This is a genomic window from Acinetobacter sp. LipI_15, from assembly GCF_058242865.1.
Genome location: NZ_JBZAYN010000001.1, coordinates 970,732 through 997,129, shown reverse-complemented (window position 1 = coordinate 997,129; position 26,398 = coordinate 970,732). Strand labels below are relative to the sequence as shown.

The window sequence follows — 26,398 nt, the reverse complement described above, 5'->3', positions numbered from 1 at the left end:
TGTTCTATTGAAATTCAGTACAAATGGCGGCATAACTAGATGGCTATTTTAACTTTATATAGATATAGGAAAATTTGATGGAAGTTCGACAGCGTGGTTTGATGACTGCTCTTTTAACAGCAGCCCTTTTGGTAACGCCGATTGCAGAAGCGAAACGTGCCGGTGGTGGTAAAAGCCATGGTATGAGCCGTCAAGCTGCTCCAACTCAGTCTTATCAGCAACCTCGTCAATCTGCTCCTGTTCAACAGCCTGCAACTGCTGGCGCTCCAGCAAAATCTGGCTCGAATGTGGGCGGAATGGTTGCTGCTGGTGTGGCTGGTGCTGCTATTGGTGCTGTCGCTGCAAATGCGATGGCCGATGACAATAACGGTCAAGCAGCTTCTGAAGCGCAAGCTCAACAACAGGAAGAGAAAGGTGGTATTCCAGGCTGGATCTGGATTTTACTTGCCGCTGCTGTTGCCTTCTTCATTTTCCGTAAGATGGGCGCAAAAAAAAAACTAGCCGCTAACAATCCGTATGCGCCAAACAGCGGTGCAAACAATGCACCGTTTGGCCAACAAAATGCTGCACCTCGTGCAGGCAATGACAATACGAATATTTTTGGTAATTCTGTAGGCGGTAATTCAGCAGCTTCAAATGCTCCATTTGGTGCAGCTGCAGCAACGAACGCGCCTTTTGGTGCTGCTTATACTAATAGCGGTAATCAATTGCCTGATGGTACAGAACCAGCAACATTTTTACGTGTTGCGCGTCAGCGTTTCAACCACATTCAATCGATGAATACGGCAAGCAACATTTCTGAAATTCAGCGTTACTTAACGCCTGATCTTTACCAGTCTATGTATAACGACATTATGGCGAATAAAGATGAAGACGTTGCTGAGTTTTCTAACTTAAATGCTATGGTGGTCGATTCTGCTAACGAAAATGGTCAATACGTTGTAAGTGTGCGTTTTACAGGTACGGTAAGTGAAGACTTAAATAGCCTGCCACAGCCTTTTGCTGAAGTATGGCATTTTGTTAAACCTGCGGGTTCTGATCAAGACTGGTTAGTTGCAGGCATTCAACAAGAGCAATAATGTAGACAATTAAGCATTCTTGCATTCTAAAATAGCGACTTCGGTCGCTATTTTTTTGCCTTTATTTCCCCTCTTTTTAAATCAATTTCTACTCAGCATGCTGAAATATCAATAATTATGTGAACACATTATTCTAATTATTAATAATAATTGTTATCATTTAGATTAACTTTAATACAATTTCCAAGCGCTTAAGTATTTTATGAATAGCTCACCACCTGAGGCACTCGTGACACCCCTCAAATCTGCGCTGCCTAAAACGCGTAAAGACACTCCTTCTCTATTGACCTATCGCTTGATGATTTTCTATCGCTTTGCCCTCGCTTTAGTGGGCGGATATGTTGTCGCAATGCTATCTGCCATCGTAATTGCAGATGTATTTAGCGAAGACCGTGGAAGTGCAGCCATGAGTGCAACTTTAATTTCATTTATCCTGTGGAGCTGTGCATTTATTTGGGTCTTTATGGTGAATAAAACCCTCAAAGCAACTTTAGGCATTGTGATCCCTGCGGTGTGTTTGTATGCCATTTACATGATGATGGGAAGCTAAAATGCGTGTTGATGCAAAAGTAGAGGGGCCTCGCCAGTCCATGTCTTGGCTGCATACATGGGCTAGCCTTATCTTAGGTTGGTTGCTGTATGCTATTTTCCTGACCGGAACCCTGAGCTTCTTTAAAAATGAAATCAATGTTTGGATGACACCTGAGCTGCATCAATCTGTTCCAGCCAGTTCACAAGTCCAACAAACTGAAGTCGCACTGAATTATTTACAGCAAAATCATCCGAATGCAGGTGCTTGGAATATTTTGCTGCCGAATACGCGTCAAAATGCCACCTTAATTACCGTTCGTGAACAAGGTGAAGACCCTCGCGCACGCCGTGGTGGTAAACAAATCTACATTGATAGTGCCACAGGTGAAGTGCTTGAGCCGCGCGATACGCGTGGTGGTAATTTTCTCTATCGTTTCCATTTCGAACTATATGGCATGCCACGTATGTGGACGCGATGGTTTATCGGGATAGCCACACTGTTGATGTTAGTTGCCATCATTAGTGGTGTGATTACTCATAAAAAAATCTTTAAAGATTTCTTTACCTTCCGTTCAGGCAAAGGACAACGTTCTTGGCTCGATGCACATAATGCAACCGCAGTATTTGCGCTTCCCTTCCACATCATGATCACCTTTAGTGGCCTGTTGCTGCTGTTATTTACGATCATGCCTTGGGGGATTGAGCGTATTTATGAAAACCGTGGACAATTTTTACAAGAACAAAATCGTGCCTTGGTTCAGGAAAATAAACCTGAAGGACGTGAATCCACTCAAGGACGCGATGAACGTGGTGAACGCCCACAGCAAGCCCGTGCCAATTCTGCACAAAACCAAGGCGAAAATCGTGCTGAGAGCCGTGGTGAAGGTCGAGGAGATCGTCGCTCTAAACGTGAAGAGCAACCTGTCGTTGCTGCGCCGTTGACCAACTTAGCGCCAATCGTGACTGCGGTTCAGACTGAATGGAAAACTAATCCGATTAGTACCGTTAGCATCATTGCACCGAATGCAGACCAAGCTAAAATTGAACTACGCGCCTTACATGGTGAAAGTGTCGCGTATCGAAATGTCTATGCAAGCAAACAATTTGATGGCGTAACAGGCAAAGACTTAACTGACGAAAGTGCCAAGTTAAAGCACCCTTCTGTACCGATGGGTATTTACAATGTAATGACTACGCTGCATGAAGCACGCGGTGTAGATTTAGCACTACGTTGGCTGCTTTTTATTTCAGGGATTGTAGGCACACTGATGGTCGCTACAGGTCTCATTCTGTGGTGTGTAAAACGTGCGCCGCAACAGCAAAAACAAGGCTTTAAATCATTTGGCTACCGCACGGTTGAAGTGACCAATATTGCAGCGATTATTGGTTTGCCGATTGCCTGTGCAGCATTTTTCTATGCCAACCGTTTTATTCCAGCACAGCTTGAAAACCGCTCGGAATTAGAAATTCGTAGTTTCTTTATTGTTTGGCTACTAACGCTTATTTATGCGATGTTCCGTACGCACCGTCAAGCGTGGTTGGAACTTTTAGCTTTTGCCACAGCAATTTTTGCCTTACTGCCGATTGTAAACTTCATGACTGGAGGTCAACCGCTTTGGAATACCATGGCAAATGGCCAATGGATAATTGCATCCTTTGACCTTGCAATGTGGCTATTAGCTGTTTTGTTTGCCTATTCATTTTACAAAGTGAAAAAGCATAAAGGACTGCCTGTTAAAAAAGCACGTAGCACAAAGGAGGTTGAAGCATGAAGTTCTTTCTCCTGATTTGGGCACTGAGTAGCTTAGGTTTTTTTGCCTTGGCAAGCAGCATGTCTAAACATCAAAAGCAGTTCTACAGCAAAGAACTAAGTGTGGGCCAAACACGGTTAGCCACGCTAGTCGGCTGGGCGCTATTGATCATCGCCTTACTACTTTGCCTTTCACTTGGCACGCCGAGCAATAACATCAGTTATTGCTTTGGCGCGCTGACCATTGCGGCTTTATTTGTCGGGCTATGTATTAGTTATATCGCTGAATATTTTTGGAAAATTATTGGTGCTTTAGTTGTCATCTTTGTATTGTCAGCAGTGTTATTGAAATTTTAATTCTTTAGACGACATTCTCTAAACATTGAAAGCCAATCTTCGGATTGGCTTTTTTCATGCCAACCGATTAGGCTATGCCTATTCTGCTCTTTTGGATTACACATGTCTGAACTTTCGATCTCTCCTGCTTTATATAACCGTGCCATGGCAGGCAATAAAGATGCTCAATTTGAACTGGCTGAAATTTATATGCAAAGTGAAAATGATGAGCATGTTGAACTTGCTGAAGAATGGGCACTCAAAGCAGCTCAGTTAGGTCATGTAGAAGCGATGTATTGGCTGGGTGAAGGTTATGCAGTCTATGCCAAAGATATGCTCGAAGAAGATCCTGAAGAATCTAATACCTATTTTGAGCATGCACACCGCTGGTTAGAACAAGCGGCAAAACATGACCATCCTGCTGCAATTTTAGAATTGGCCAATTTTTACCGTCGCGGCGATGTGGTGGAAAAAGATGTTGCTAAATCCATTGAACTGGTTGAACAATCTGCAAAATTAGGTGAAGTTCAAGCCATGCGTGATTTAGCTTTTATTTATGCCAATGGCTTAGGCATCGACGCTGATGAAGAAAAAGCAGATTTTTGGAATGAAAAAGCCAATGTGGCTGAGCAGTAATCCAATTATTTTCTAAAAAATAAAGCCCATCTCATGATGGGCTTTTTGCTTTTAACAAAATGGCTCAGCTCGCTACATAGCTATTTACGTCAACAGTAATCACTTGTCGGCAAATGCCTTCTGCTCCACGCTGCTGTTCAAATACGTCTGCTGGCATGGCATCAAAGCTGTCAAAGAAACTAATTTCAGTTTCGTCAATGTCATACACCAAAGAATGGTTCCCCACGCCCTCTAGAGTATCGTAATACACAATCACAAACTGATTTTGTTCAAAAGCCTGCTGAATTTGTGCATAGCCAATTGCAGGCAATATAGGCAGTTCCAATTGGTCTGCTTCTGCATAACTGCGTTTTTCACTGTCTTGCAGCTCAGGATCATGCTCTGTGTAAAACTTTACTAGAAAGCCAAACTTTTTCAGTCCTACAGCCAAACCAATGGTTGTTGTGCCATGGTCAGCTTCATAAGCGCAAACTTCGATCAACTGTTGAACATCCGCATCAATACCTAAATGCTGCAGCAACATCCACACTGCATAAATGCCGCCATTGGCTTCTAAATTTGCCAACTCATCAGGTATTTCCATCGACATATATCAAAACTCAAAATTGCTTATGGACGATGATAAACAAATCGCAGCAGTTTTGCCTGCAAGTTTTAATCCAGACCTGATTTCACATGCACAAAAATAATGTCCAAATCTTGTTTGGGCACAAAATTCTTTTCAACCATTTGAAACTGCGTAGCGCTGATTTTCTTCACTTTACCTGCCCAGCAAAAAGAAACCAACTCTCCTGCATCACGCTCGATAGTCAGTTTAAAATCTTGAATAGGCTTTGCCCAATTGGCACCAGTTTTTAAGATATAGCCCAGCGCTTGAAATGGTGCATGCTGTGATTTAGCCTTTCTGAGTCCTGCCTTAAAGTTTTGATCCATACAATAACTTTTATTATATTCATCAGGATATAAAGCCACAGACCCACCCACTAGCGGTGCATATTGATGCTGTACACGTGTGAGCGCATTGGCTTTAAACGTTTGCTTCCAGCTATAAATCACCTGAGACGACCATGAAATGGTTTCATTCGGATCTTTGGGCAATACTTTTTGCAGCGCTACATTTTTACAGCGTCTGAGTTTTGTTTCGAAAGTTTCATATTCAACATCTTGCCTGCTCCACGGATTCAGCATGTTTTTTTCCGTAAACCCGCATTGCTTAAAACTCTCCGTCATATCAATCGGGGCTGTTTTCTCATTTTTTTGAATAAAAGTGCGCACGTGCATTTCAGGCTGAATCGTTTTTCCATTCACTTGAACTTTAAAACTTTTGAGCAGCTTTTCTGTATTGGCAAAATCAGATTCAAAGAAGTTTTCTACTTTTGGCAACGGAAATAAGACCGTTTCAGTCACATCTTGATTGCTTAAATTTTTAAACTGGTAATCAACCTTAATAATTTTTTTACTAATAAACAGGTCTTCACTGAACATTTGAATATCTTTATTTTTCAGGTATTGCACACCGCCTGTTGCCACATAACCCGTTGAGTCATTGGATATGGCAAGAACAGGCCAAAACATCAATAAAGCCATTACGGGTTTAATCATTATTCTTATACTCCTGACCGATTTATGAAATTTAAATATTCGCGACGTAATTTTACATATCAAGAAATCTATAAGTCAGATATTAACCAATTTCAGATTGGAACAAAACGTAATTCCAAGTACAATACACCGCTAGTCGAGGGATGCTGCGACTTTCTTATAGGCACTAAATATAAGATCGCTAGGCTCGACGATTCGGTTGGACACTCGTTCCAATCAACAACGGCATCCGCGAACTGAATGATCAATTGTTTTTATTAAGGAGATCGTGATGAACGCGGTTAATGCTTCATTTACAGATTACAAAGTTGCCGATATTTCACTAGCTGACTACGGCCGTAAAGAAATCAAACTTGCTGAAGCAGAAATGCCAGCGCTTATTGGCCTTCGTAAACGCTATGCAGCGGCTAAACCGCTTGCTGGCGCGAAAATCCTTGGCTGTATCCACATGACCATTCAAACTGCAGTTTTAATTGAAACTCTAGTTGAATTAGGTGCAGAAGTTCGCTGGACTTCATGCAACATCTTCTCTACTCAAGACCACGCTGCTGCTGCAATCGCTGCTGCAGGTATTCCTGTATTTGCTTGGAAAGGCGAAACTGAAGAAGAATACATGTGGTGTCTTGAACAGCAAATCAATGTGAACGGTACACCTTGGGATGCCAACATGATTCTGGACGATGGCGGTGACTTAACTGCACTTGTTCACGAAAAATACCCAGAAGTGATTGCAAAAATCCACGGTATTACTGAAGAAACCACTACAGGTGTTCAACGTCTTTACGAAATGCACCGCGACGGTACTTTAAAAGTTCCAGCGATTAACGTAAATGACTCTGTCACTAAGTCTAAAAACGACAACAAATACGGCTGCCGTCACTCACTTAACGATGCAATCAAACGTGGTACAGATATGCTTTTATCTGGTCGTCGTGCGCTTGTAATCGGTTATGGTGACGTAGGTAAAGGTTCTGCTCAATCACTTCGTCAAGAAGGCATGATTGTACGTGTCACTGAAGTTGACCCTATCTGTGCAATGCAAGCATGCATGGACGGTTTCGAAGTTGTTGCTCCGTATAAAAATGGCATTCAAACGGGTAAGAAAGAAGACATCAACCTTGATCTTCTTCAAAATACTGACTTGATCGTAACAACAACTGGTAACTACCACGTATGTGACGCTGCAATGCTTGATTCATTAAAAGCTGGCGCTGTAGTTTGTAACATCGGTCATTTCGATACTGAAATCGACACAAATTACTTACGTGGTTACAAGTGGGTTGAAGTGAAGCCACAAGTTCACCAAGTGTATCGTACAGAAAATGAAAACGATTACTTAATCCTTCTTTCTGAAGGCCGTTTGGTGAACCTTGGTAATGCAACCGGTCACCCTTCACGTATTATGGATGGTTCTTTTGCCAACCAAGTGTTGGGTCAAATGCACCTATTCGCTGAAAAATTTGCTGATCTTCCTGAAGATCAAAAACAAGCGGCGATCCGCGTAGAACTTATTCCTAAGAAATTAGACGAAGAAGTTGCTGCTGCAATGGTTGCAGGTTTCGGCGGCGTATTGACGACTTTGACTCAAGAACAAGCGGACTACCTCGGTGTTCAAGTTGAAGGCCCGTTCAAAGCTGAGGCTTATAAATATTAATTGACCCTCACCCCATCCCTCTCCCAGAGGGAGAGGGTGACAGCTTCGTTAAATTGTATTCAGGATTAAAATCTTATCAATTTAATAAGCTGGGTGTTTAACCCTGCATAATTCAGTAATGAATACTCCTCTCCCTTTGGGAGAGGTCAGGGAGAGGGTAAACAAATAGTATTTATAAAAAAGGATTTGAACATGTCAAAACAGATTCCTATTTCCTTTGAGTTCTTCCCAACCAAAACTGATGCGGGCGCGGAAAAACTTAAAGTTGTACACCAAGAACTACAATTATTAAATCCTGAATTTTTCTCTGTGACTTATGGTGCAGGCGGTTCTACCCGTGAACGCACTTTGTCTACATTGAATGATTTCAACGGTAAAGGCACACCGGTTGCCCCTCACCTGTCTTGTATTGGTGACAGCAAAGAACGTATTGCTGAATTGCTGGATTTGTATAAATCGCAAGGCATTGACCGTATTGTTGCGCTGCGTGGCGACTTGCCGTCTGGTCAAGTGGGCTTGGGCGAATTGCCTTATGCAACAGATCTTGTGCGTTTCATCCGTGAGCACACTGGCGATCACTTCAAAATTGAAGTTGCAGCTTACCCAGAAATGCATCCGCAAGCAGACAGTTTTGATCTCGACATCAAACGTTTCTGCGATAAGGCCAATGCGGGCGCAAATGCAGCTTTGACACAGTTCTTCTTTAACCCAGATGCATACTTCTACTTTGTAGAGCGCATTCAAAAAGAAGGCGTGAACATTCCTGTCGCTCCAGGCATCATGCCTATTACCAATGCAAGTAATTTAATTCGCTTTGCTGATGGTACAGGTGCAGAAATTCCACGTTGGATTCGCAAACAGCTTGCGACTTATGGCGACGATACAGCGTCAATCAAAGCCTTTGGTCATGAAGTGATTGTAAAACTTTGCGAACGCCTGATTGCTGGTGGTGCGCCAAGCCTGCACTTCTACACCATGAACACCACTGACCCTACACGTCAACTTGTGAAAGACCTCGGTCTTGCATAAGACATTTCGACCTTTTTGAGAGTAAAACTTTAATGCCACGTTTTTATATTGAAGCTGATTTAACTGTTGATACGACTGTTGAATTAACGGAAACAGTGTTTCATCACTGGGTAAAAGTTTTACGTGCTCAAGTAGGCGAAACAGCCACTTTGTTCAATGGGCAAGGTGGCGAATACCATGTTGAATTGGTTGAAGTCGCTAAAAAGTCAGCTGCCGTCCAAGTTTTGCAATTCAATCCAAGCAATCGCACACCACATTTTACAGCGCTCTTGGGTCAAGTGATGAGCAAAGGCGACCGCATGGATTATGCGATTCAAAAAGCGGTGGAACTCGGTGTTTCTGAAATTCAACTACTCACTTCAGAACGTTGTGAAATGCGTTTGAAGTACGATCGTGATCAAAAGAAACTCGACCATTGGCAAGGCATTGCTATTGCAGCTTGCGAACAGTGTGGTCTCAACATTGTCCCTAAAGTACTTGCGCCACTTTCCCTTGAAAAATGGTTGGAAAGTGATCTGCCGACAACCAAGTTGGTACTCGCACCCAATAAAGATGAAGTTGATGTATTAGCTGATGCTGACCCGTACTTTGCCTTACTGATTGGCCCTGAAGGTGGCTTGAGCGAAGCCGAGATCAGCGCCGCAAATGAGAAAGGTTTTGTGAACTGGTGTATCGGTGAACGTGTCCTTCGCACAGAAACTGCACCTGTAGTTGCACTTTCAATTTTAAATTATAAATTTATTTAATTTTTACTCGATAGTTCATCTGAAAGCATCAATGATGGCATCCTTGATATTGCTTTTTATTTGTAACGCAATTACCCTAGAGTCAATAAAAACAAATGATTTGTTACTAAGAATAAACAAATACTCTCAGGAACAATACAAATACAACGATCTAAATTTGGTTAAGGCAGGTTTTTATATTCATGACGTATAAACAAGATGAATATATCAAGCAGTACAATCATACTGCTCAAATTGCGAACACGATTCGCCATAGCCGCTATTTTTTAGTCAGTATCCTGATTATTTGCTTATATATTTTTTCGATATATCAAATTTTTTATAAATCACCATCTTTGTATTTCAATATTTGGTTTATTTTTACCGAAGTTTTTGTCAGTTTATGCTGGCTGATGAGCACCGTTTATTTTAAACCCGAACAATATTCACTGATGATTGCGCATCGTTGGCTACAATTTCAGTGTTTTTCTGTCGGCACACTGATTGCGAGCGGTATTTTTTTAATTTTTTATTATTTGCCTACGACCAATCAAAGCTTTGAACCAATTCAAGCCCTGACGCTCTCTGCCCTACTCTTGATCGTGACGCAAACCTTTGGTTTGACCTATTTGACGCAAAAACTCAATTATTTTTGTTTAGCCTTTATCCCGTCTATCGTGCCCTATCTGATTGCACAGTTCTTTTTCTTAGATGGTTCAAATCACTTATTTAGCCTGAGTATTAATTTTGGGCTCATTGTGATTCTAATGTGCGCCATGACGTCATATCGAATTCATCGTCGTGTATCGACCTTACATGCTAAAAATAACCTACTGGTCGATAGTGCCAAGCAACAAGTCAAATGGACTGATGAACTGTGTCAGCAGCTCCAAGATGAAGTCAACAAATCACGAGACATCGAATTACAGCTACAACTGGGTAACCAAATCCTTGAACAGAAAGTTAAAGAGCGAACCTTCGACATTGAGCAAATGAACAAGGATTTAGAAAACCAACAAGCCAATTTAGTCCTTGCGCATGAAATCGCCGGTTTACGTCCTTGGGATTGGAATATCAAAGACCGTAAAATCGTTGTCACCAACTATAAGCAAGAAAAAACCCTTAGACATTCGAAAGAGCATCAGCAACAGTTACAACATGTGATCCATCCTGATGATATTCCTCATTTTAAATCAGCAATGATTCAACATCTTCGTGGATTTAAAGACCGTTATGAGGCCACCTATCGGATTCAAAACAGTCAAGGAAAATGGAGTTGGGTACATGATATTGGGCGAGTCATTCAACGCGATCCAGATAACCGCAAGCCCTTGCGCATGGTCGGTATTCGTCGTGATATCCATCAAGAACGGACGTCTCAAGAACGTTTAAAACTTGCAGCCAGCGTACTCGAACAAGCTGCTGAAGGGATTTTCATTTTAAATGAAGAGCTGTGCTATATCGAAGTCAATCCGTTTTACGAACAATTAACCGGCTTTAACTACGACCAAATTATTGGCAAACATCTATTTGATATCACAGCAAATTACAAATCAATTCAACGCAGTATGCACTACTCGATCATTAAACAAGTGCTGAAAATTGGTGAATATGATGGTGAGTTGCACGAAAAATTTCTTTCAGGTAAAGAACTTACGCTATGGATGCATATTAATGCGATTACCGATGATCAAAATCGCGTCACCCATTACATTGGAATTGTCTCAGATTTAACAGAACGTAAATTGCAAGAACAACGTTTATCTTATTTAGAAAATTATGACACCTTAACGGATTTGCCGAACCGTTTTTATTACAACTATCAACTGCATCAGTATTTAGTTTCGCAACAAGATTCGATTAAACAGTTGGCCGTCATACGTTTAAACATCGACCGTTTCCGTCCATTAAATGAATATCTCAGCAACAATGGTGGTGACGAACTGTTACGCCAAGTCGCACAGCGTTTGCGTCTGACCAATGCCGAAGCTCTGTTTGTTTCACATTTAAATGGCGATGATTTTGCGATTGTGTATGAAATTTCACACATCCGCCCTTCTGTGCAAGAGCATTGTGAACGCATCAATAAAGCCTTTAGCATTCCCTTTAATATTTTTGGCCAAGATCATGTCATCACTTTATCGATGGGCGTCGCGTTCTACCCTGAGCATGGTCGTCAGCTAGATTATCTAAATAACTGTGCGGAACAAGCGCTGAGTGAAGCCAAAAATTTGGGAGGCAATACTACACGTTATTATTCCAATGAAAATACCGCATTATTAGAACAAGGTATCTTCTTGGAACGAGACTTACGTAAAGCCATTCAAAATAATGAGCTGGTTGTGTATTACCAACCGAAGATCAATTTCCGTGATAAAAATATTTACGGTTTTGAAGCCTTGGTGCGCTGGAATCATCCTGAAAAAGGCTTAATACCACCGAGCTTATTTATTCCTTTAGCAGAACAAACCAGTTTAATTTCCGATATCGGGCGTTTTGTCCTGCAAAAAACCGCGCAGCAAATTCGCTTTTGGAATAATTTGGGTTATCAAAATATTTGTGTATCCGTCAATATTGTTGCACAGCAACTGCGCCGTGGACAATTATTAAATGATCTCGATGAAGCGATAGATGCCAATCAAATTGATGGTGCTAGTCTGGAGCTGGAAATTACCGAATCTTCTTTGGTCGAAAATCTAGATTCAGTACGTGAACTATTGAATGAAATCAAAAAACGTAAGATCCATATTTCACTTGATGACTTTGGTACGGGCTATTCTTCTCTATCCTATCTAGCTGATTTTCCAATTGATATCTTAAAAATAGACCGCAGTTTTATCTCTAAAATTGGTGAAAATAAACAATTGGCCATCGTTAGTGCCATGATTGCCATGGGTAAAGCGATGGGCATGACGGTAGTCGCTGAAGGGATTGAAACTGAACAGCAGTTACAGTATCTACAAGACTTAGAATGTGACATTGCTCAAGGCTATTTTTTCTCTAAGCCACTGCCACAAGAAGAGGCAACCGTGTTCCTTGAAAATAATATCTCTTCGCCTGCTTATACTTACTTAATATAAGTCACTATGCCTGAGCTATAAGATTGTCTGAAAAAGACGCGACTTCGACTGTCCCAACTGTGCAACTAATGTTATATTCAAGCGGATAAAGCAAGCATTGCAGCTTTATATTGGATAAACAAAACACAATCGAGATACAGATGGACGATCAATCTTTAAAACAGCAGGCTTTGTATTATCACGAATTTCCAACTCCGGGGAAAATCAGCGTTACACCAAGCAAACAATTGGTCAACCAACACGATTTAGCCCTCGCATACTCGCCAGGTGTCGCTGCACCTTGTTTAGAAATTGAACGCGACCCATCTACTGCTGCACTTTACACAGCGCGCGGTAATCTTGTTGCTGTAGTCAGTAACGGTACAGCCGTACTGGGCTTAGGTAACATTGGTCCTTTAGCGTCAAAACCTGTTATGGAAGGTAAAGGCGTTCTATTCAAAAAATTCGCTGGTGTTGATGTTTTTGACATTGAAATTGCTGAAAACGATCCAGACAAAATCGTAGATATCGTTGCAGCATTAGAACCAACTTTCGGTGGTATCAACCTTGAAGACATCAAGGCCCCAGAGTGTTTCTACATCGAGCAAAAACTTCGTGAACGCATGAATATTCCTGTGTTCCATGATGACCAACACGGTACATCAATCATTGTGGGTTCTGCATTACTGAATGCACTTCAACTCAATGGCAAAAAAATTGAAGAAATCAAAATTGTCGCTTCTGGCGCAGGTGCTGCTGCCCTTTCATGTTTGAACTTACTTTGCGCACTTGGCGTAAAAAAAGAAAACATCGTTGTGGCAGATTCACGCGGTTTATTGACGACTAAACGTGAAGGCTTGGATGAGTCGAAAAAGGCATACGTTCAAGACATCGAAGGCTCTCAGCTTGCTGATGTAATGGAAGGTGCGGACATGTTCCTCGGTCTTTCAGCAGCAGGTATTTTGACCAAAGAAATGGTTAAAGTCATGGCGAAAGATCCGATCATCTTTGCCCTTGCTAACCCTGACCCTGAAATTCTTCCTGAACATGCACATGAAGCACGTCCAGACGTGATTATGGCAACTGGTCGTTCAGACTATCCAAACCAAGTGAACAATGCGCTTTGCTTCCCTTATATCTTCCGTGGCGCACTAGATGTTGGTGCAACTACGATTAATGAAGAGATGAAGATTGCTTGTGTACATGCGATTGCTCGCATGGCGCATGTCGAAGCTGATGCTGCATCGTATGGTGAAAAATCTGCTTCATTTGGTCGTGATTACCTGATTCCGCGCCCATTAGATCAACGTTTGATTCTTGAAATTGCACCTGCAATTGCACAAGCAGCGATGGATTCTGGTGTTGCAACTCGTCCGATTCAAGACTTCTCTGCATATCGTCAACGTTTATCTGAGTTTGTTTATAACTCTGCGTTTATGATGAAACCAATTTTTGCGCAAGCGAAAACTGATCCGAAACGCATTGCATATGCTGAAGGTGAAGATTTACGTGTACTTCGCGCGGTGCAAATTGCTGTTGATGAAGGTTTAGCAAAACCAATTCTTGTCGGTCGTCCTGCAGTCATTGAAGCGAACATCAAGAAATTAGGTCTACGTCTTGAAGACGGCGTGAACATCACTATCGTCGATCAAGAGAAAAACCCTGATTACGATAAGTTTGCTGACGATTACTACAGCATCATGCAGCGTAAAGGTGTAACGCCTGAATACGCTCAGCGTGAAGCACGTCGTCGTTCTACCCTGATCGCTGCAATGCTAGTTCGTCATGGTGTGGCTGACGGTATGCTATGTGGTACTTATTCTAGCTATGACATTCACTTAGACTTCGTCAGCAATGTGATTGGGTTAAAAGACGGTCGTAATAACTTCTTTACCTTGAATGCATTGATGCTTGAAGATCGTAACTTGTTTATTGCCGATACTTACATTAACCGTAATCCAACAGCTGAACAGCTGGCTGAAATGACTATTTTAGCGGCTGAAGAAGTACGCCGTTTTGGTATTACGCCGCGTGTAGCATTGCTTTCTCACTCAAGTTTCGGTTCTGACCAAAATGATCCTAGCGCACAAAAAATGCGGAAGGTTTATGATATTTTGTCAGAAATTGCACCTGAACTTGAAGTTGAAGGTGAAATGCATGGTGATGCCGCACTGGATGAAAATATTCGTCATTTCGCATACCCGAACTCACGTTTTAAAGGTTCTGCGAACTTGCTGATTATGCCTAATCTGGATGCAGCGAACATTTCGTTCAACTTGTTGAAATCAACTTCAGGTAGTAACGTGACGATTGGCCCAATTCTTTTGGGTGCTGCAAAACCTGTTCATATTTTAACGCCAACAGCGACAACTCGCCGTTTAGTGAATATGACTGCATTAACTGTTGCAGAGATTCAAGAAAACGAAAAACTAGCACTCTAATTTAGTTGACCTGAACACACTTTGTGACTTGAGAAAACCTCTGTTCTGTAGCATGATTGCTCTAAGAATAGAGGTTTTTTCATGCAAGTTTATTTAGTAGGCGGTGCAGTTCGAGATCACTTGCTCGGGCACCCCTATCACGAAAAAGATTATGTCGTTGTCGGTGCAACGCCGGAACAATTACTTGCTCAAGGTTATCAACCTGTGGGTAAAGATTTCCCTGTTTTTCTTCATCCAGAGACCAAAGACGAATATGCCTTAGCCCGTACAGAACGTAAGTCTGGACATGGGTATCATGGCTTTGAATTTTATACCGACGTCAATGTCACACTCGAACAAGATCTCATTCGACGTGACCTCACGATCAATGCGATTGCTATGGATGATGCTGGCCAAATTTATGATCCCTACCATGGTCAACAAGATTTAGAGCGCCGCATCCTTCGCCATGTTTCTGATGCCTTCGTCGAAGATCCTTTGCGAGTTCTGCGGATTGCACGTTTTGCGGCACGTTATAAAGCTTTAGATTTTAAAGTGGCTGATGAAACATTGGAACTGATGCAAGAGCTTGCCAAATCTGGCGAGCTTGAAGCCCTTACACCTGAACGTGTATGGAAGGAAACGTCTCGTGCATTAATGGAAGACCACGCAGATGAATATTTTGAGGTCTTAAGAGCCTGTGGCGCTTTAAAAGTCTTGTTCCCTGAAATTGATGCGTTATACGGTATTCCACAGCGTCCTGAATATCACCCTGAAATAGACTGTGGTATTCATACCATGATGTCGTTGCAGCAAGCCTGTCGTGCCAATTATTCTTTGGATGTTCGTTTTGCTGTACTGGTACACGACTTGGGCAAAGCACTCACTCCAGTGGATGAGTTACCGCGCCATATCATGCATGAAGAACGTGGTGTAAAACCCGTTACCGAAGTCTGTGACCGTATGCGTGTACCCACCAATACCAAACAATTGGCCATCTCAGTGTGTAAAGAGCATTTAAAATGCCATCAAGCCTTGAGTTTAAAACCGGGTACCTTGTGGCGCCTGTTACAACGTATGGATGTGCTACGCCGTCCTGAACGCGTAGAGGCCTTTGTACAAGCCTGTGAATGTGATTCACGTGGTCGCTTAGGTTTAGAGGATCGTGCCTATCCGCAAGCTCAATACGTTTTAGATGCGATGCAAGTGGTTCGTAATATTAAAGCTGCCGATCTTCCACCTGATGTATCAGGGCCGGATATTGGTGAAATGCTGATTGAACGACGTATCCAAGCCATTGCCGCACTTAAAACCAGTCAATATGCAGTTGAAGCTTAATTAGAGCACCTTCGGGTGCTTTTTTAATTTTCCTTTTCTATATTCTTAAAACTTTAACTTTTGCAATATTTCACCTTACCCTTTCAAATATAGATAAGCTTTGAAAAATTTCAGCATTCACCTTTATGCACTTTTATCTATGCTCTAAGAAAAACCATCGAGCTGACAATATGCATCCCCAAATTCGTCCACTACACCTCCCAAAAGATCTCCTCGACATTCATCAACTCACACTCCAATTGGGTTATGAAATACCACTAGAGCGACTCCAACAGCATTGGCAGTTGATTCATTTGGATCAGCATTATCAAACCTTGGTGATGACGGCTGATGACCGCGTCATTGGTTATGCAGGTTTTATCCAACAATACAGTTGGGAGTTTGAGGAAAGATTTATTCGGATTCAGGCTTTTGTCATTGATGACCGTTACCGCGGTCAAGGTTTAGGGCGACGCTTCATGCAAGCCATTGAGCAAAACGCTCGGCGACAAGGTCTAAAACGTATTTTACTCAACAGTGGTAATCGTCCGGAACGACATGCCGCACATGCTTTTTATCAAAATTTAGGGTTTGAAGCCTATATGGTTTTGATTTTACTAAATATTTAAATTGATCGGCCAATTTTACCATCAGCCGATCCGGACATTTTTTAAGAAATATCGGCTGGAAAACTAATGACTTTTTCAAGCTTTAGCTGATTCATAACCACCATTAGCAATCGATCAATACCTAAGGCTATACCTGCACACTCGCTCATATGCGGTAATGCAGCAAGCAAATATTCATCAATCGGCATCACATGCAACCCAAGTTTAGCGCGCTCTGCATTATCTGCCTCAAAACGACTGCGTAAAACATCCGCATCAATCAGTTCATCATAAGCATTCGCTAACTCTAAACCTTCGATATACAGCTCAAATCGTGCTGCAACCAACTCCCCATCTTCGTCCACACGGGTTTTCGCCAAAGAAGCCATTTCCGGTGGAAAATCAGTAAGGAACACTGGCGTATCAAAACCGAGGCTCGGCTCAACATAATGCGAAAACAATAAATCGATATAGCCTAAACGGTCTTCACCCAAATCTAAGCTTAGCCCCACACGACGACAGCAATCTTTTAGATCTTGTAAAGAAGCTTGTAACGGGTTCAAATCCAAACGATCCATAAAGGCATGCTTATAGCTCAAAATAGTCGGACGAATTTCACCAAAGCGCTGTTTCAAAGTTTCATTCAATAAATCCGTCACTTCAAACATCAAGTCTTTTAAGCTAAAACCCGGACGGTACCATTCCAACATGGTGAATTCACTGTTGTGTTTACGTCCATGTTCATCATCACGGAAAACTTTACAGATTTGATAGATAGGCCCACTGCCACTTGCCAACAGACGCTTCATGGCAAATTCAGGTGAAGTTTGCAAATAATGCGTTTGCTTTTGACCATTCACATGACGCTGAGCTTGTACCGATGCTAAATGCACATCGGTGACACCCGCTTGTGAAAGCACAGGTGTTTCCACTTCAAGCACATCACGTGCAGCAAAAAACTGGCGAATTTGAGCATACATCGTGGCACGTGCACGAAGTGCAGTGAGTTCACAACTCGGCTGAAAGTTCATTTGACTCATGCTGCAGGGCCTCCATGCGCAGCCCATTCACGGCGTAAAGGATAGGTTTTACGTAAATAATCAAAGGCTTTTTGATCCACCTTGCCGTCTTTTAGGCAAGCACGTAAGTTTGCATCATCACGAGCAATGTCATAAATATCTTTTAAATAACGCTGTAATACCGTCTTAAAGTCAGCGCCAGTAAAATACTGCTCACAGACGGGCAACTGACTTTCAAAGGCTTTATTTATCGGTTGATTAAAAGTTTGACAGAATGCTTCATAGATCATCTGTGTGCCACGTGCTTTACCTTCCAAGCTATAGCCCGCAATATGTGGTGTCACCACGTAAATTAAATCTAACAACGCTGCTGAAATCTCTGGCTCATGCTCAAAAACGTCTAAGACCACTTTACGCTGTGTCTGTTGAATATCGGCAATTAAGGCAGCTTCTTCGACCACTGGCCCACGCGCGGAATTAATCAAGATCGCAGTTGGCTTCATAGCGGCAAGTGCAGCAGCATTGATTAAATGATAGGTTGGATATTCCCCCACTTTAGTTAGTGGCACATGGATACTAATCGCATCTGCTTTTTTTAACAGTTCTGCAAATTCAACTTGTTTCACCTGATCAGATTGCACAAATGGATCATAGCCAATGACATTCCAACCGAATAATTCTGCCATGACGGCCAAACGTGAACCGACATTACCTAAGCCAACGATGCCCAAGGTAAATTGTTCATTTGCATTCAATAATTCAGGTTTAACGTACAGCAATGCCGTAATCACATATTCAGCAACCGCTTGTGCATTACAACCTGCAGCATTTGACCAAGCAATGCCCTGCTTTTCTAGAGCATTAATATCTAAATGATCTGTTCCAATCGTAGCACTACCGACAAATTTGAGTGCGGTCTGTTGAATTAATTCTGCATTTACCTGAGTCACTGATCGTACCAATAATGCATCGGCTTCTTTGACATCCTCATGGGTCAATGTTCGACCTGCCGCTTGCTTTATTTCACCAAATTCGGCAAAAAAATACTCAGTAAATGCCAGATTTTCATCTGCAACGATTTTCATAGTTCATCTCATAGTTCCACTATGAACATGATAACGCGTTGATCAAGCCATGACTATTCTTCTGCACATAAGGCACAGTGCCTTCAATCTACAACCTTGATGATTGAAAATTATATCAACGACAATAATCTGAGTGCTGATCTTCAATTAAAGACAAGGCCGCCTGCCAAGCCGCTTGAATAATGGGCTCGGCCATCGGATTTTCAAACTGCTGCAACGTATGTTCACAAACCTTCGGACTCGGATAATGCAATGTAGCACTCGACAACGCTTTTACTTGAATTTGACAAGCCCGTTCTAAAAAGTAAATTTCATGAAATGCCCGTGCCACACTATCTCCAGTCGCAAGCAAGCCGTGATTGCGTAAAATCATGCAGCGATAATGTCCCATATCCTGCACCAACCTTTCATGCTCTTCAGTTGAAAAGGCTATGCCCTCATATTCATGATAAGCAATGTTCTGATAGAACTTTAACGCATGTTGCGAAATTGGCAATAAACCATGTTCCTGCGCAGAAACTGCCACGCCATCTGTAGTATGCGTATGAATCACACAATTAATATTTGCACGTGCATGATGTAAGGCAGAATGAATCACAAAACCTGCGACATTCACCATCTTCCCTGCATCATAGGTTTCAACAATTTTACCTTCATGATCAATTTTGACCAAATCCGAAGCCGTCATTTTGTCAAAGGTCACACCATAGCGATTAATCAGAAAATGCTCAGGTTCATGACTTAAACGCAGGCTGATATGGGTATCAATTAAGTCGGTCATTTTATAATAAGCCACCAAGCGATACAGTGCCGCCAATTGACAACGCTCTTGCCATTCCAGTTCATGAATAAGTTCTGGTTTCTGCATGGATGAATTCCTTTTCTAAATCGATTAATTATGTTTTCTGTTTATTGTGAATAATTAATAGCATGTCATATCCATGCTGTATATCAGCTTCGCCTGTCGAAAAAATAATTCAAAAATTTTAGGCAAAAAAAAACCCCAATGTAAAACATTGGGGTTTTTTGAATATGGCGGAAGCGGTGAGATTCGAACTCACGGAGGACTCGCGCCCTCGTCGGTTTTCAAGACCGGTGCATTAAACCGCTCTGCCACGCTTCCATGGCCGCTATCATATAAATAAAAATTCAGATTGGCAAATTATTTTGCCTTATTTTGAACACTTGGCGAATCGTTCAGACAAAATTTAGGCGATTGTAAAATTTTGGCTTAGAGCTGAAAAACAGATGCTCAATCAATATATATTTAATTAAGATCATAGCTAATTACATTGCCTCAATTTACGCATATAAAAAAACCCTGATGTTAAAACATCAGGGTTTTTGAATTTGGCGGAAGCGGTGAGATTCGAACTCACGGAGGACTCGCGCCCTCGTCGGTTTTCAAGACCGGTGCATTAAACCGCTCTGCCACGCTTCCATGGCCGCCATCATATAAATAAATTTCAGCAATGGCAAATTATTTTGTAAAAAACACGTCCAATTGAACAAAATAAGAGCAGTTTGTTATTTTTCAGTACTTTCGCCCATTTCATAACGAATTGAATTGATATACCAACATTTTTTTCCCAGTGGGGTCAGGACTTCGACCTCATCATCCACTTGCTTGGACAGGAGTGCTCGAGCCATAGGTGAATCAATTGAGATATGCTGTGGATGATGATCATAAATTTCATCTACCCCCACGATCCTTAACGTTTTTTGTTCGCCTTCATCATTTTCAATATCGACCCACGCCCCAAAATAGACTTTCCCTTTTTGCTCGGGTGAATAATCGATAATACGAAGCTCTTCCAAACGTTTTCCCAAATAGCGTACACGTCGGTCAATTTTGCGTAACAATTGCTTATTATATTGATAATCCGCGTTTTCCGAACGGTCGCCAAGACTGGCCGCCCAGTTCACTTTTTTGGTAATTTCAGGTCGTTCTTCATGCCATAAATGTTGAAGTTCAGCGACCAATAAATCGTGTCCACCACGGGTAATTAAGTTAGATTTCATGATGATTTTTCGGCCTTGAGCAAGCGCTGATTTTTACAAAACATGCCTATTTTATCCTCCATTTCTACACAGGCAAAGTATATAAAATTTATTCCCAAACAAAATCAATTATTTATGTTACATATTTTAATATTTTTTCGTACAAAATTTGACAAGTATTTTTTTGCTCATTATTATGCGCACATCTTTTAGGCTTGTTTAATTTTTATCCAGTGTAGATTTTCTACATATTTCCCGAAACCCCTAGTCATTTTTGAATGACGTCATGACTGCCCAACCCTTATTGAATTTATCAAACTTGAAAAAGTCTGAGGCCTGTTTGCCTTTGCTTTTTAGGGCATAAATTACTTGTAGCGGAGACAACATGCACAGTAGTTCAACTTCTGGGTCGAGGCTTTGCCTTAACTCTTTTAACTCTCTCCCATTTAAAGCGCTTGCACTTAGTACTATCTTAATTCCTTTTCACAGTATTAATGCCAGCAAAACAGCACATCAATATGATGCTGTCGTCAACAGTAATAAACTCACTGTTGTTGCAGTTGCCAATCCTGCCATTGTTTTTCAGGATGGTAAACATCGACATGGTTTTGGTTACGACCTTGCACGTAACTATGCAGAAAGTTTAAATGTCCAATTAGATTTTAAAACAGTGAATGACAATGCCACTGCTTTAAAAATGGTTGCCAAAGGTCAAGCCAATTTTGCTATGACCACTGCCGAAATGAGTACCATTGAAGCCAAGCATTTGACGTCATTTTCAGCCAGTTGTGGTGATACCGTTTCTTTAAAAAAGAATGGTTTAAACAGCAACTTAAACTGGGTATTTAAAAATGCAGATGATCCACTAAGCCAAACCGCGAGTGGTTTTATTTGCCGTGCCAAACAAAATGGCGCAATTGGACAGTTGGCATCATTCTACAACCGTAATGTGGTCAAACAAGATTCTTGGAATGTGATTCAACGTGATTTAAGTAAACGTATGCCGATCTATAAGGCAAGTTTTAAAAACACCGCCAAGCAATATGACCTCGACTGGCATTTATTGGCAGCGATTGGTTATCAAGAGTCTTACCTCAAACCTGACTCGGTATCCCCAACGGGTGTTCGTGGCATTATGATGCTGACCAACAGTACAGCAAAAGCCATGGGTGTGAGCAACCGTACAGATGCGACTCAAAGCATTCAAGGTGGTGCAAAGTACTATGACCAAATGTTAAACCGTTATAGTAACATTCCGTACCCTGATCGTAATTGGTATGCCTTAGTGGCTTATAACATGGGTCCTGGTGCTGTAAGTCAGATTCAAAAGCGCATCCAGTCTCAGGGTAAAAACCCGAATAAGTGGGTGAATTTATATGCTTATCTAGACCGTAACAAGGCCAGCAATGGTCGTTATCGTCAAGCTGTGCAATATGTCACGCGTATTCGTGCGTATTTGGAACATATTAAAACCACACCACAACTGGTGAATATCTAATATGCGTCCACCTAACATTTACATGTGAGCGCACAAAAAAAAGCTTACCTTTAGGTAAGCTTTTTTCGTTTTAAACTTAAGCAGTTTGCTCAAGTACTTTTTTGAACAAATCTTTTTGCTCAGCACTTGGTTTTGCTGTTTGTAATGCCATCAATTGTGACATATCACCTTGTACTTTTATTTTGCCCGTCATAAACGCTTGCATCGCTGCAGCCATATCAAACTCAAGGAATACTTTACGTAAAGTTTCAGCATCCATGTTCAACGTTGTTTTCGCGTTTGAAGATAAACCTTTTTTAATTGCACCACCATCTAATGACAATTCAGTATTGCCTGCAGCGTCAGCAACCACAAGGTTAATTGCAAGATTAGCCAATGCAGGTGGTAAGTTTAAATCACCAGCTTGAGCTGTCAGAGTTTCTACAGTTGAAAACCAATCATCAGTTAAAAAAGCAGGCATGATCTTTCCTCAATTTATTTTGTTCGTGTGTGTTGCCGTTCCGGACAACATCAGTGCAAGCATATTTTGCTTGAGGTTTGTTATAGCATGATCATTTGTGAAAAGGCTAAAGTTTTTTGTACGCACCGTTCAATATTTAACTGTTTAATAACAAAATGAGAAAAATCATAAGCATAAAAAAGGCATTCCGTAGAATGCCTTTTGCGTGATGAGGTTTTCGGCTTAATCTGCCATAAACCCTAAGTTCACCATATTAATGCGTTTGCTTTCTGACTCACCTTCTTCAGTTGAACAACTTTCGCTATTTTTAAAGTCAAATTCGCGTTGTTCATCTAGGGCTTCAAAGTCGAATAACTCACGGTCAGCCAGTTGTGAAGGTGATACATTTTGCAACGCACCAAAAATACTGTGTAAACGTTTTGGAAATTCTTTATCCCAAGTACGCAGCATGTCATTTAGCATCGCACGTTGTAAGTTTTCTTGAGAACCACACAAATTACACGGGATAATTGGGAACTTACGCATTTCTGCATATTTGATAATGTCTTTTTCTTCCACATAAGCCAGTGGACGAATCAAAATGTTCTTTTTGTCAGAAGACAATAATTTCGGTGGCATGGCTTTTAAGCTGCCGCCATGGAACAAGTTCAAAAAGAACGTCGCCAAAATATCATCACGGTGATGACCTAAAGCCACTTTCGTCGCCCCAATTTCTTGAGCAAAGCCGTATAACGAACCACGACGTAGACGCGAGCACACTGCGCAGTACGTTTTACCTTCTGGTGTTAAACGTTTGGTAATGCTGTAAGTATCTTTTTCTAAGATGTAATACGGAATTTTGTTTTCTTCTAAATAACGTGGCAATACGTCTTCAGGGAAACCCGGCTGTTTTTGGTCAAGGTTGACCGCAACCACATCAAAATTAATCGGCGCAATACGCTTAAACTGCAACAAAATGTCGAGCAGGGTATAACTGTCCTTACCGCCTGAAATACAGACCATCACTTTGTCACCCTCTTCGATCATTTTAAAATCACGAATGGCATGACCGACCTGACGGCGTAGCTTTTTCAATAGACGATAATACGCAGAGCTAGTTGGTAGTTCTGGTTTGAAATTAAATCCTTGTTCGGACTCAACTGGCGAGAACATAGACGAGTTAAACCTAAAAAAAAATACCGCGCAATTTTATCCGATTCGCAGACTTCTCGCATCAAAAGAATGTAATTTCCGAAAAAAGTAGAAATACTGTCATGATCACGTAATCTTCAGTGCATTATTTTATACAGTCGAGTTCATTTTTTAGGCGAAACGCTTATCTTTTGGACTTTTCCACAGTTGTCCACAAAAGCTGTGGATAACTTTGTGGATTTTAAATGACTTGACAAGGTGAGCTGCCCTTATTTTAAGGCTTCTATTTAAATTGATCATTTTTTGATCTATTTATTATTTATTACTTATCAATGCTTTAGATGTGTCAAGTTATGCTCATTAAAAAAAAATAAATATTTTTTTTGATTATTGAATCATCAAAATGACTTGATTTTTACAAAGTAAAGAAGAAATCAGTCTATGAAGCCTTTTCATCTAATTTTTTTTTGATAAACTCTCTTTAACTGTTTGGGGACAGAATTTTTCTTCACAATAAAATGAAAAACATTACTTGGACTTTGGGGCTGTTATTAGGTGGAAGTGTGGCTATCAGTTTAGCTGCACCAAACATTTTTGCCGGCCAAACGATTTATCAATTGCGTGAAAGTAATGGCACAACGTTACTCACCAATAAACAAGGCCGCTATAGCAATCTAAAAGTTGAGAAAAAAACCTACTATCCGGACAGTAATATCCATAGTTATAGTAACTGGGGCTCAAATGAAGCGTCTGTGTTACCCAGCTATAGTAGGAATAAAAATGCGTTTGACAATATTATTAAACAAGCCGCGGCCCAGCATGGTGTTTCCGAAGGTCTAATCAAAGCGGTGATGCATACCGAATCAGGTTTTAACACCAATGCACGCTCCCCTGTCGGTGCGCAAGGTTTAATGCAACTCATGCCTGCTACTGCACGTCGCTTCAATGTAACAAATGCTTATGATCCTCATCAGAATATTATGGCTGGTGCTCGATATTTATCTTGGCTACTGAAACGTTTTAATGGCAACACCTCGCTTGCTTTAGCAGGTTATAACGCAGGTGAAGGCAATGTCGCGAAATATGGTGGTATCCCACCTTTTCGTGAAACCCAAGACTATGTCCGCCGTGTCACTAGCCGCTACAGTAACCTATATGCTGGCAGTTTAAGTGTCTCGAGTTCGAGCAGTTCAAATAGCACTTCAAATAGTAGTGGTCGGATTATTGCCAGCTCGGACAATTATCATGCTGCTGCCCCTACTGTTGCCAAGTCACCGGCACGTCAAATTATTCAAACAGACAATGGTAGTTTTACTGATGCACCTTCAGGTTCATTTGCGACAGCAAATGCGTCTGCCTCAGCGCGCATTTATTTCAATGAATAAATTCACTGATTTTGTAAAATTGCATCTGTTTTACTAATTTTTCCTTGAAATTTTAAGACTTTCACCTCATATTGAGTTTAATGATTTTTATTTGTAAATCAGATCATTTTTCTATAATAAGAGGATTTACCCAATGATGCGGATTGGTTTGTTCTTGCTGACCAACCTCGCGGTACTGGTTGTAGCTGGCATAATCTTGTCACTCTTCGGTGTCGGTAGTTACCACGGTGCAGGCGGCTTAAACTTAGGCAACTTGCTCGTTATCTGTTTTGTGTTCGGTATGGTGGGTTCGATGATCTCACTATTCATGTCAAAATGGATGGCGAAAAAAACCACGGGTACAGAGCTGATTGACCCTAATGCACCACGTAGCCAAGCTGAAGCATGGTTACTCAACGAAGTTGCGCAACTGGCACAACGTTCTGGTATCAAAATGCCAGAAGTGGGTATTTTCCCATCGTACCAGTCAAATGCCTTTGCAACAGGCTGGAACAAAAATGATGCTTTAGTGGCGGTTTCTACCGGTCTACTGGAGCGTATGAACAAAGATGAACTCCGTGCCGTACTCGCTCACGAAATTGGTCACGTAGCCAATGGTGACATGGTGACCCTTGCTTTGGTGCAAGGTGTAGTCAACGCCTTTGTCATGTTCTTTGCACGTGTAGCAGGTGACTTTATCGACCGTAATGTCTTCGGTCGTGAAGATGGTGAAGCACCGGGTATCGCATACTTCGTCATTACGATTGTATTAGATATTGTCTTTGGTATCGCAGCGTCTGCTATTGTGATGTGGTTCTCTCGCTACCGTGAATACCGTGCCGATGAAGCTGGTGCGCGTCTAGCAGGTAAACAAGCGATGATTTCTGCCCTATTACGTTTACAAGCAGAATCTGAAATGCCAGATCAAATGCCAAAAGAAATGAAAGCCTTTGCTATTTCTGCGGGTCAAGAACAAGGTTTCAGCTTAGCTGCATTGTTCCAAACACACCCAACGATTGAACAACGTGTTGCGGCTTTACAACAATTAGATTGCCCATAATTCAGCATCTGATGTAAGTCGTAAAAAAGCCTCC

At 41.5% G+C, this 26,398-nt stretch carries 23 protein-coding genes and 2 tRNA genes; 15 read left to right on the top strand and 10 right to left on the bottom strand.

Annotated features, from left to right (window positions below):
- Nucleotides 1-77: 77 nt before the first annotated feature.
- From AC4CU0_RS04830 to AC4CU0_RS04810, 5 genes are all read left to right on the top strand, one after another.
- Nucleotides 78-1,079 (top strand): Tim44 domain-containing protein, encoded by a 1,002-nt coding sequence (locus tag AC4CU0_RS04830; RefSeq protein WP_249706077.1) that lies wholly within the window; start codon nucleotides 78-80, stop codon nucleotides 1,077-1,079.
- Between the two features lie 202 nt (nucleotides 1,080-1,281).
- Nucleotides 1,282-1,629 (top strand): hypothetical protein, encoded by a 348-nt coding sequence (locus AC4CU0_RS04825; protein ID WP_180109446.1) that lies wholly within the window; start codon nucleotides 1,282-1,284, stop codon nucleotides 1,627-1,629.
- Nucleotide 1,630: 1 nt separating this feature from the next.
- Nucleotides 1,631-3,382 carry a PepSY-associated TM helix domain-containing protein gene (locus AC4CU0_RS04820; RefSeq protein WP_490742589.1) on the top strand — a complete coding sequence of 584 codons (1,752 nt, stop codon included), beginning with the start codon at nucleotides 1,631-1,633 and terminating at the stop codon, nucleotides 3,380-3,382.
- On the top strand, nucleotides 3,379-3,717 hold the full coding sequence (locus tag AC4CU0_RS04815) for a DUF3325 family protein (RefSeq protein WP_490742588.1): 339 nt from the start codon (nucleotides 3,379-3,381) through the stop codon (nucleotides 3,715-3,717). Before AC4CU0_RS04820 ends, AC4CU0_RS04815 begins: the two co-directional genes overlap by 4 nt.
- A gap of 102 nt (nucleotides 3,718-3,819) precedes the next feature.
- A complete protein-coding gene (locus AC4CU0_RS04810) occupies nucleotides 3,820-4,332 on the top strand; it encodes a tetratricopeptide repeat protein (protein ID WP_180134620.1) in 513 nt (170 codons plus the stop codon).
- A gap of 64 nt (nucleotides 4,333-4,396) precedes the next feature.
- On the opposite strand, the gene AC4CU0_RS04805 is transcribed toward AC4CU0_RS04810, so the two are convergent.
- Complete coding sequence (locus AC4CU0_RS04805) at nucleotides 4,397-4,921, bottom strand: cysteine peptidase family C39 domain-containing protein (protein WP_490742587.1); 525 nt, start codon at nucleotides 4,919-4,921, stop codon at nucleotides 4,397-4,399.
- Nucleotides 4,922-4,986: 65 nt separating this feature from the next.
- Nucleotides 4,987-5,934 (bottom strand): DUF4424 family protein, encoded by a 948-nt coding sequence (locus AC4CU0_RS04800; protein ID WP_490742586.1) that lies wholly within the window; start codon nucleotides 5,932-5,934, stop codon nucleotides 4,987-4,989.
- Nucleotides 5,935-6,205: 271 nt separating this feature from the next.
- On the opposite strand from AC4CU0_RS04800, the gene ahcY reads away from it, so the two are divergent.
- The 7 genes from ahcY to AC4CU0_RS04765 all read left to right on the top strand — a co-directional run bounded on the left by ahcY (nucleotide 6,206) and on the right by AC4CU0_RS04765 (nucleotide 16,767).
- Nucleotides 6,206-7,588 (top strand): adenosylhomocysteinase, encoded by a 1,383-nt coding sequence (ahcY, locus tag AC4CU0_RS04795; RefSeq protein ID WP_180008360.1) that lies wholly within the window; start codon nucleotides 6,206-6,208, stop codon nucleotides 7,586-7,588.
- 192 nt (nucleotides 7,589-7,780) lie between these two features.
- Complete coding sequence (gene metF / locus AC4CU0_RS04790) at nucleotides 7,781-8,617, top strand: methylenetetrahydrofolate reductase [NAD(P)H] (protein WP_168378282.1); 837 nt, start codon at nucleotides 7,781-7,783, stop codon at nucleotides 8,615-8,617.
- Nucleotides 8,618-8,649: 32 nt separating this feature from the next.
- Nucleotides 8,650-9,363: a 16S rRNA (uracil(1498)-N(3))-methyltransferase gene (locus AC4CU0_RS04785; protein WP_180008364.1), complete on the top strand. Its 714-nt coding sequence runs from the start codon at nucleotides 8,650-8,652 to the stop codon at nucleotides 9,361-9,363.
- A gap of 182 nt (nucleotides 9,364-9,545) precedes the next feature.
- Nucleotides 9,546-12,422 (top strand): bifunctional diguanylate cyclase/phosphodiesterase, encoded by a 2,877-nt coding sequence (locus AC4CU0_RS04780; protein ID WP_490742585.1) that lies wholly within the window; start codon nucleotides 9,546-9,548, stop codon nucleotides 12,420-12,422.
- A gap of 140 nt (nucleotides 12,423-12,562) precedes the next feature.
- Entirely contained in the window at nucleotides 12,563-14,842 is a 2,280-nt protein-coding gene (locus AC4CU0_RS04775) for an NADP-dependent malic enzyme (protein WP_490742584.1), read from the top strand.
- Between the two features lie 81 nt (nucleotides 14,843-14,923).
- Complete coding sequence (locus tag AC4CU0_RS04770; RefSeq protein ID WP_490742583.1) at nucleotides 14,924-16,159, top strand: multifunctional CCA addition/repair protein; 1,236 nt, start codon at nucleotides 14,924-14,926, stop codon at nucleotides 16,157-16,159.
- 170 nt (nucleotides 16,160-16,329) lie between these two features.
- Nucleotides 16,330-16,767, top strand: a complete 438-nt coding sequence (locus AC4CU0_RS04765; RefSeq protein ID WP_490742582.1) for a GNAT family N-acetyltransferase — start codon at nucleotides 16,330-16,332, stop codon at nucleotides 16,765-16,767.
- 41 nt (nucleotides 16,768-16,808) lie between these two features.
- Here AC4CU0_RS04765 and epmA read toward each other — a convergent pair whose 3' ends face one another.
- The 6 genes from epmA to greB all read right to left on the bottom strand — a co-directional run bounded on the left by epmA (nucleotide 16,809) and on the right by greB (nucleotide 20,872).
- The gene (gene epmA / locus AC4CU0_RS04760; RefSeq protein WP_490743461.1) at nucleotides 16,809-17,777 is read right to left on the bottom strand and encodes an EF-P lysine aminoacylase EpmA; all 969 of its coding nucleotides are present in this window, start codon (nucleotides 17,775-17,777) and stop codon (nucleotides 16,809-16,811) included.
- Nucleotides 17,778-17,782: 5 nt separating this feature from the next.
- Nucleotides 17,783-18,850, bottom strand: coding sequence for a 4-phosphoerythronate dehydrogenase (locus AC4CU0_RS04755; protein ID WP_490742581.1), 1,068 nt, complete (start codon nucleotides 18,848-18,850; stop codon nucleotides 17,783-17,785).
- A gap of 115 nt (nucleotides 18,851-18,965) precedes the next feature.
- Nucleotides 18,966-19,718 (bottom strand): class II aldolase/adducin family protein, encoded by a 753-nt coding sequence (locus AC4CU0_RS04750; protein ID WP_490742580.1) that lies wholly within the window; start codon nucleotides 19,716-19,718, stop codon nucleotides 18,966-18,968.
- Between the two features lie 165 nt (nucleotides 19,719-19,883).
- Nucleotides 19,884-19,973: transfer RNA gene (locus tag AC4CU0_RS04745), tRNA-Ser, on the bottom strand.
- Between the two features lie 228 nt (nucleotides 19,974-20,201).
- Nucleotides 20,202-20,291 (bottom strand) — tRNA-Ser (locus AC4CU0_RS04740).
- 86 nt (nucleotides 20,292-20,377) lie between these two features.
- Nucleotides 20,378-20,872, bottom strand: coding sequence for a transcription elongation factor GreB (gene greB, locus AC4CU0_RS04735; protein ID WP_180003371.1), 495 nt, complete (start codon nucleotides 20,870-20,872; stop codon nucleotides 20,378-20,380).
- Nucleotides 20,873-21,236: 364 nt separating this feature from the next.
- Here greB and AC4CU0_RS04730 point away from each other — a divergent pair, with 364 nt between their 5' ends.
- Complete coding sequence (locus tag AC4CU0_RS04730; protein WP_078192143.1) at nucleotides 21,237-22,349, top strand: MltF family protein; 1,113 nt, start codon at nucleotides 21,237-21,239, stop codon at nucleotides 22,347-22,349.
- 76 nt (nucleotides 22,350-22,425) lie between these two features.
- Here AC4CU0_RS04730 and AC4CU0_RS04725 read toward each other — a convergent pair whose 3' ends face one another.
- Both AC4CU0_RS04725 and ttcA read right to left on the bottom strand, forming a co-directional pair.
- Nucleotides 22,426-22,809 carry an SCP2 sterol-binding domain-containing protein gene (locus tag AC4CU0_RS04725; protein ID WP_180008384.1) on the bottom strand — a complete coding sequence of 128 codons (384 nt, stop codon included), beginning with the start codon at nucleotides 22,807-22,809 and terminating at the stop codon, nucleotides 22,426-22,428.
- 222 nt (nucleotides 22,810-23,031) lie between these two features.
- Nucleotides 23,032-23,961: a tRNA 2-thiocytidine(32) synthetase TtcA gene (ttcA, locus tag AC4CU0_RS04720; RefSeq protein ID WP_078192144.1), complete on the bottom strand. Its 930-nt coding sequence runs from the start codon at nucleotides 23,959-23,961 to the stop codon at nucleotides 23,032-23,034.
- Between the two features lie 497 nt (nucleotides 23,962-24,458).
- On the opposite strand from ttcA, the gene AC4CU0_RS04715 reads away from it, so the two are divergent.
- On the top strand, nucleotides 24,459-25,325 hold the full coding sequence (locus tag AC4CU0_RS04715) for a lytic transglycosylase domain-containing protein (protein WP_490742579.1): 867 nt from the start codon (nucleotides 24,459-24,461) through the stop codon (nucleotides 25,323-25,325).
- 133 nt (nucleotides 25,326-25,458) lie between these two features.
- Complete coding sequence (gene htpX / locus AC4CU0_RS04710; protein WP_078190437.1) at nucleotides 25,459-26,364, top strand: protease HtpX; 906 nt, start codon at nucleotides 25,459-25,461, stop codon at nucleotides 26,362-26,364.
- The last annotated feature ends 34 nt before the right edge of the window (nucleotides 26,365-26,398 follow it).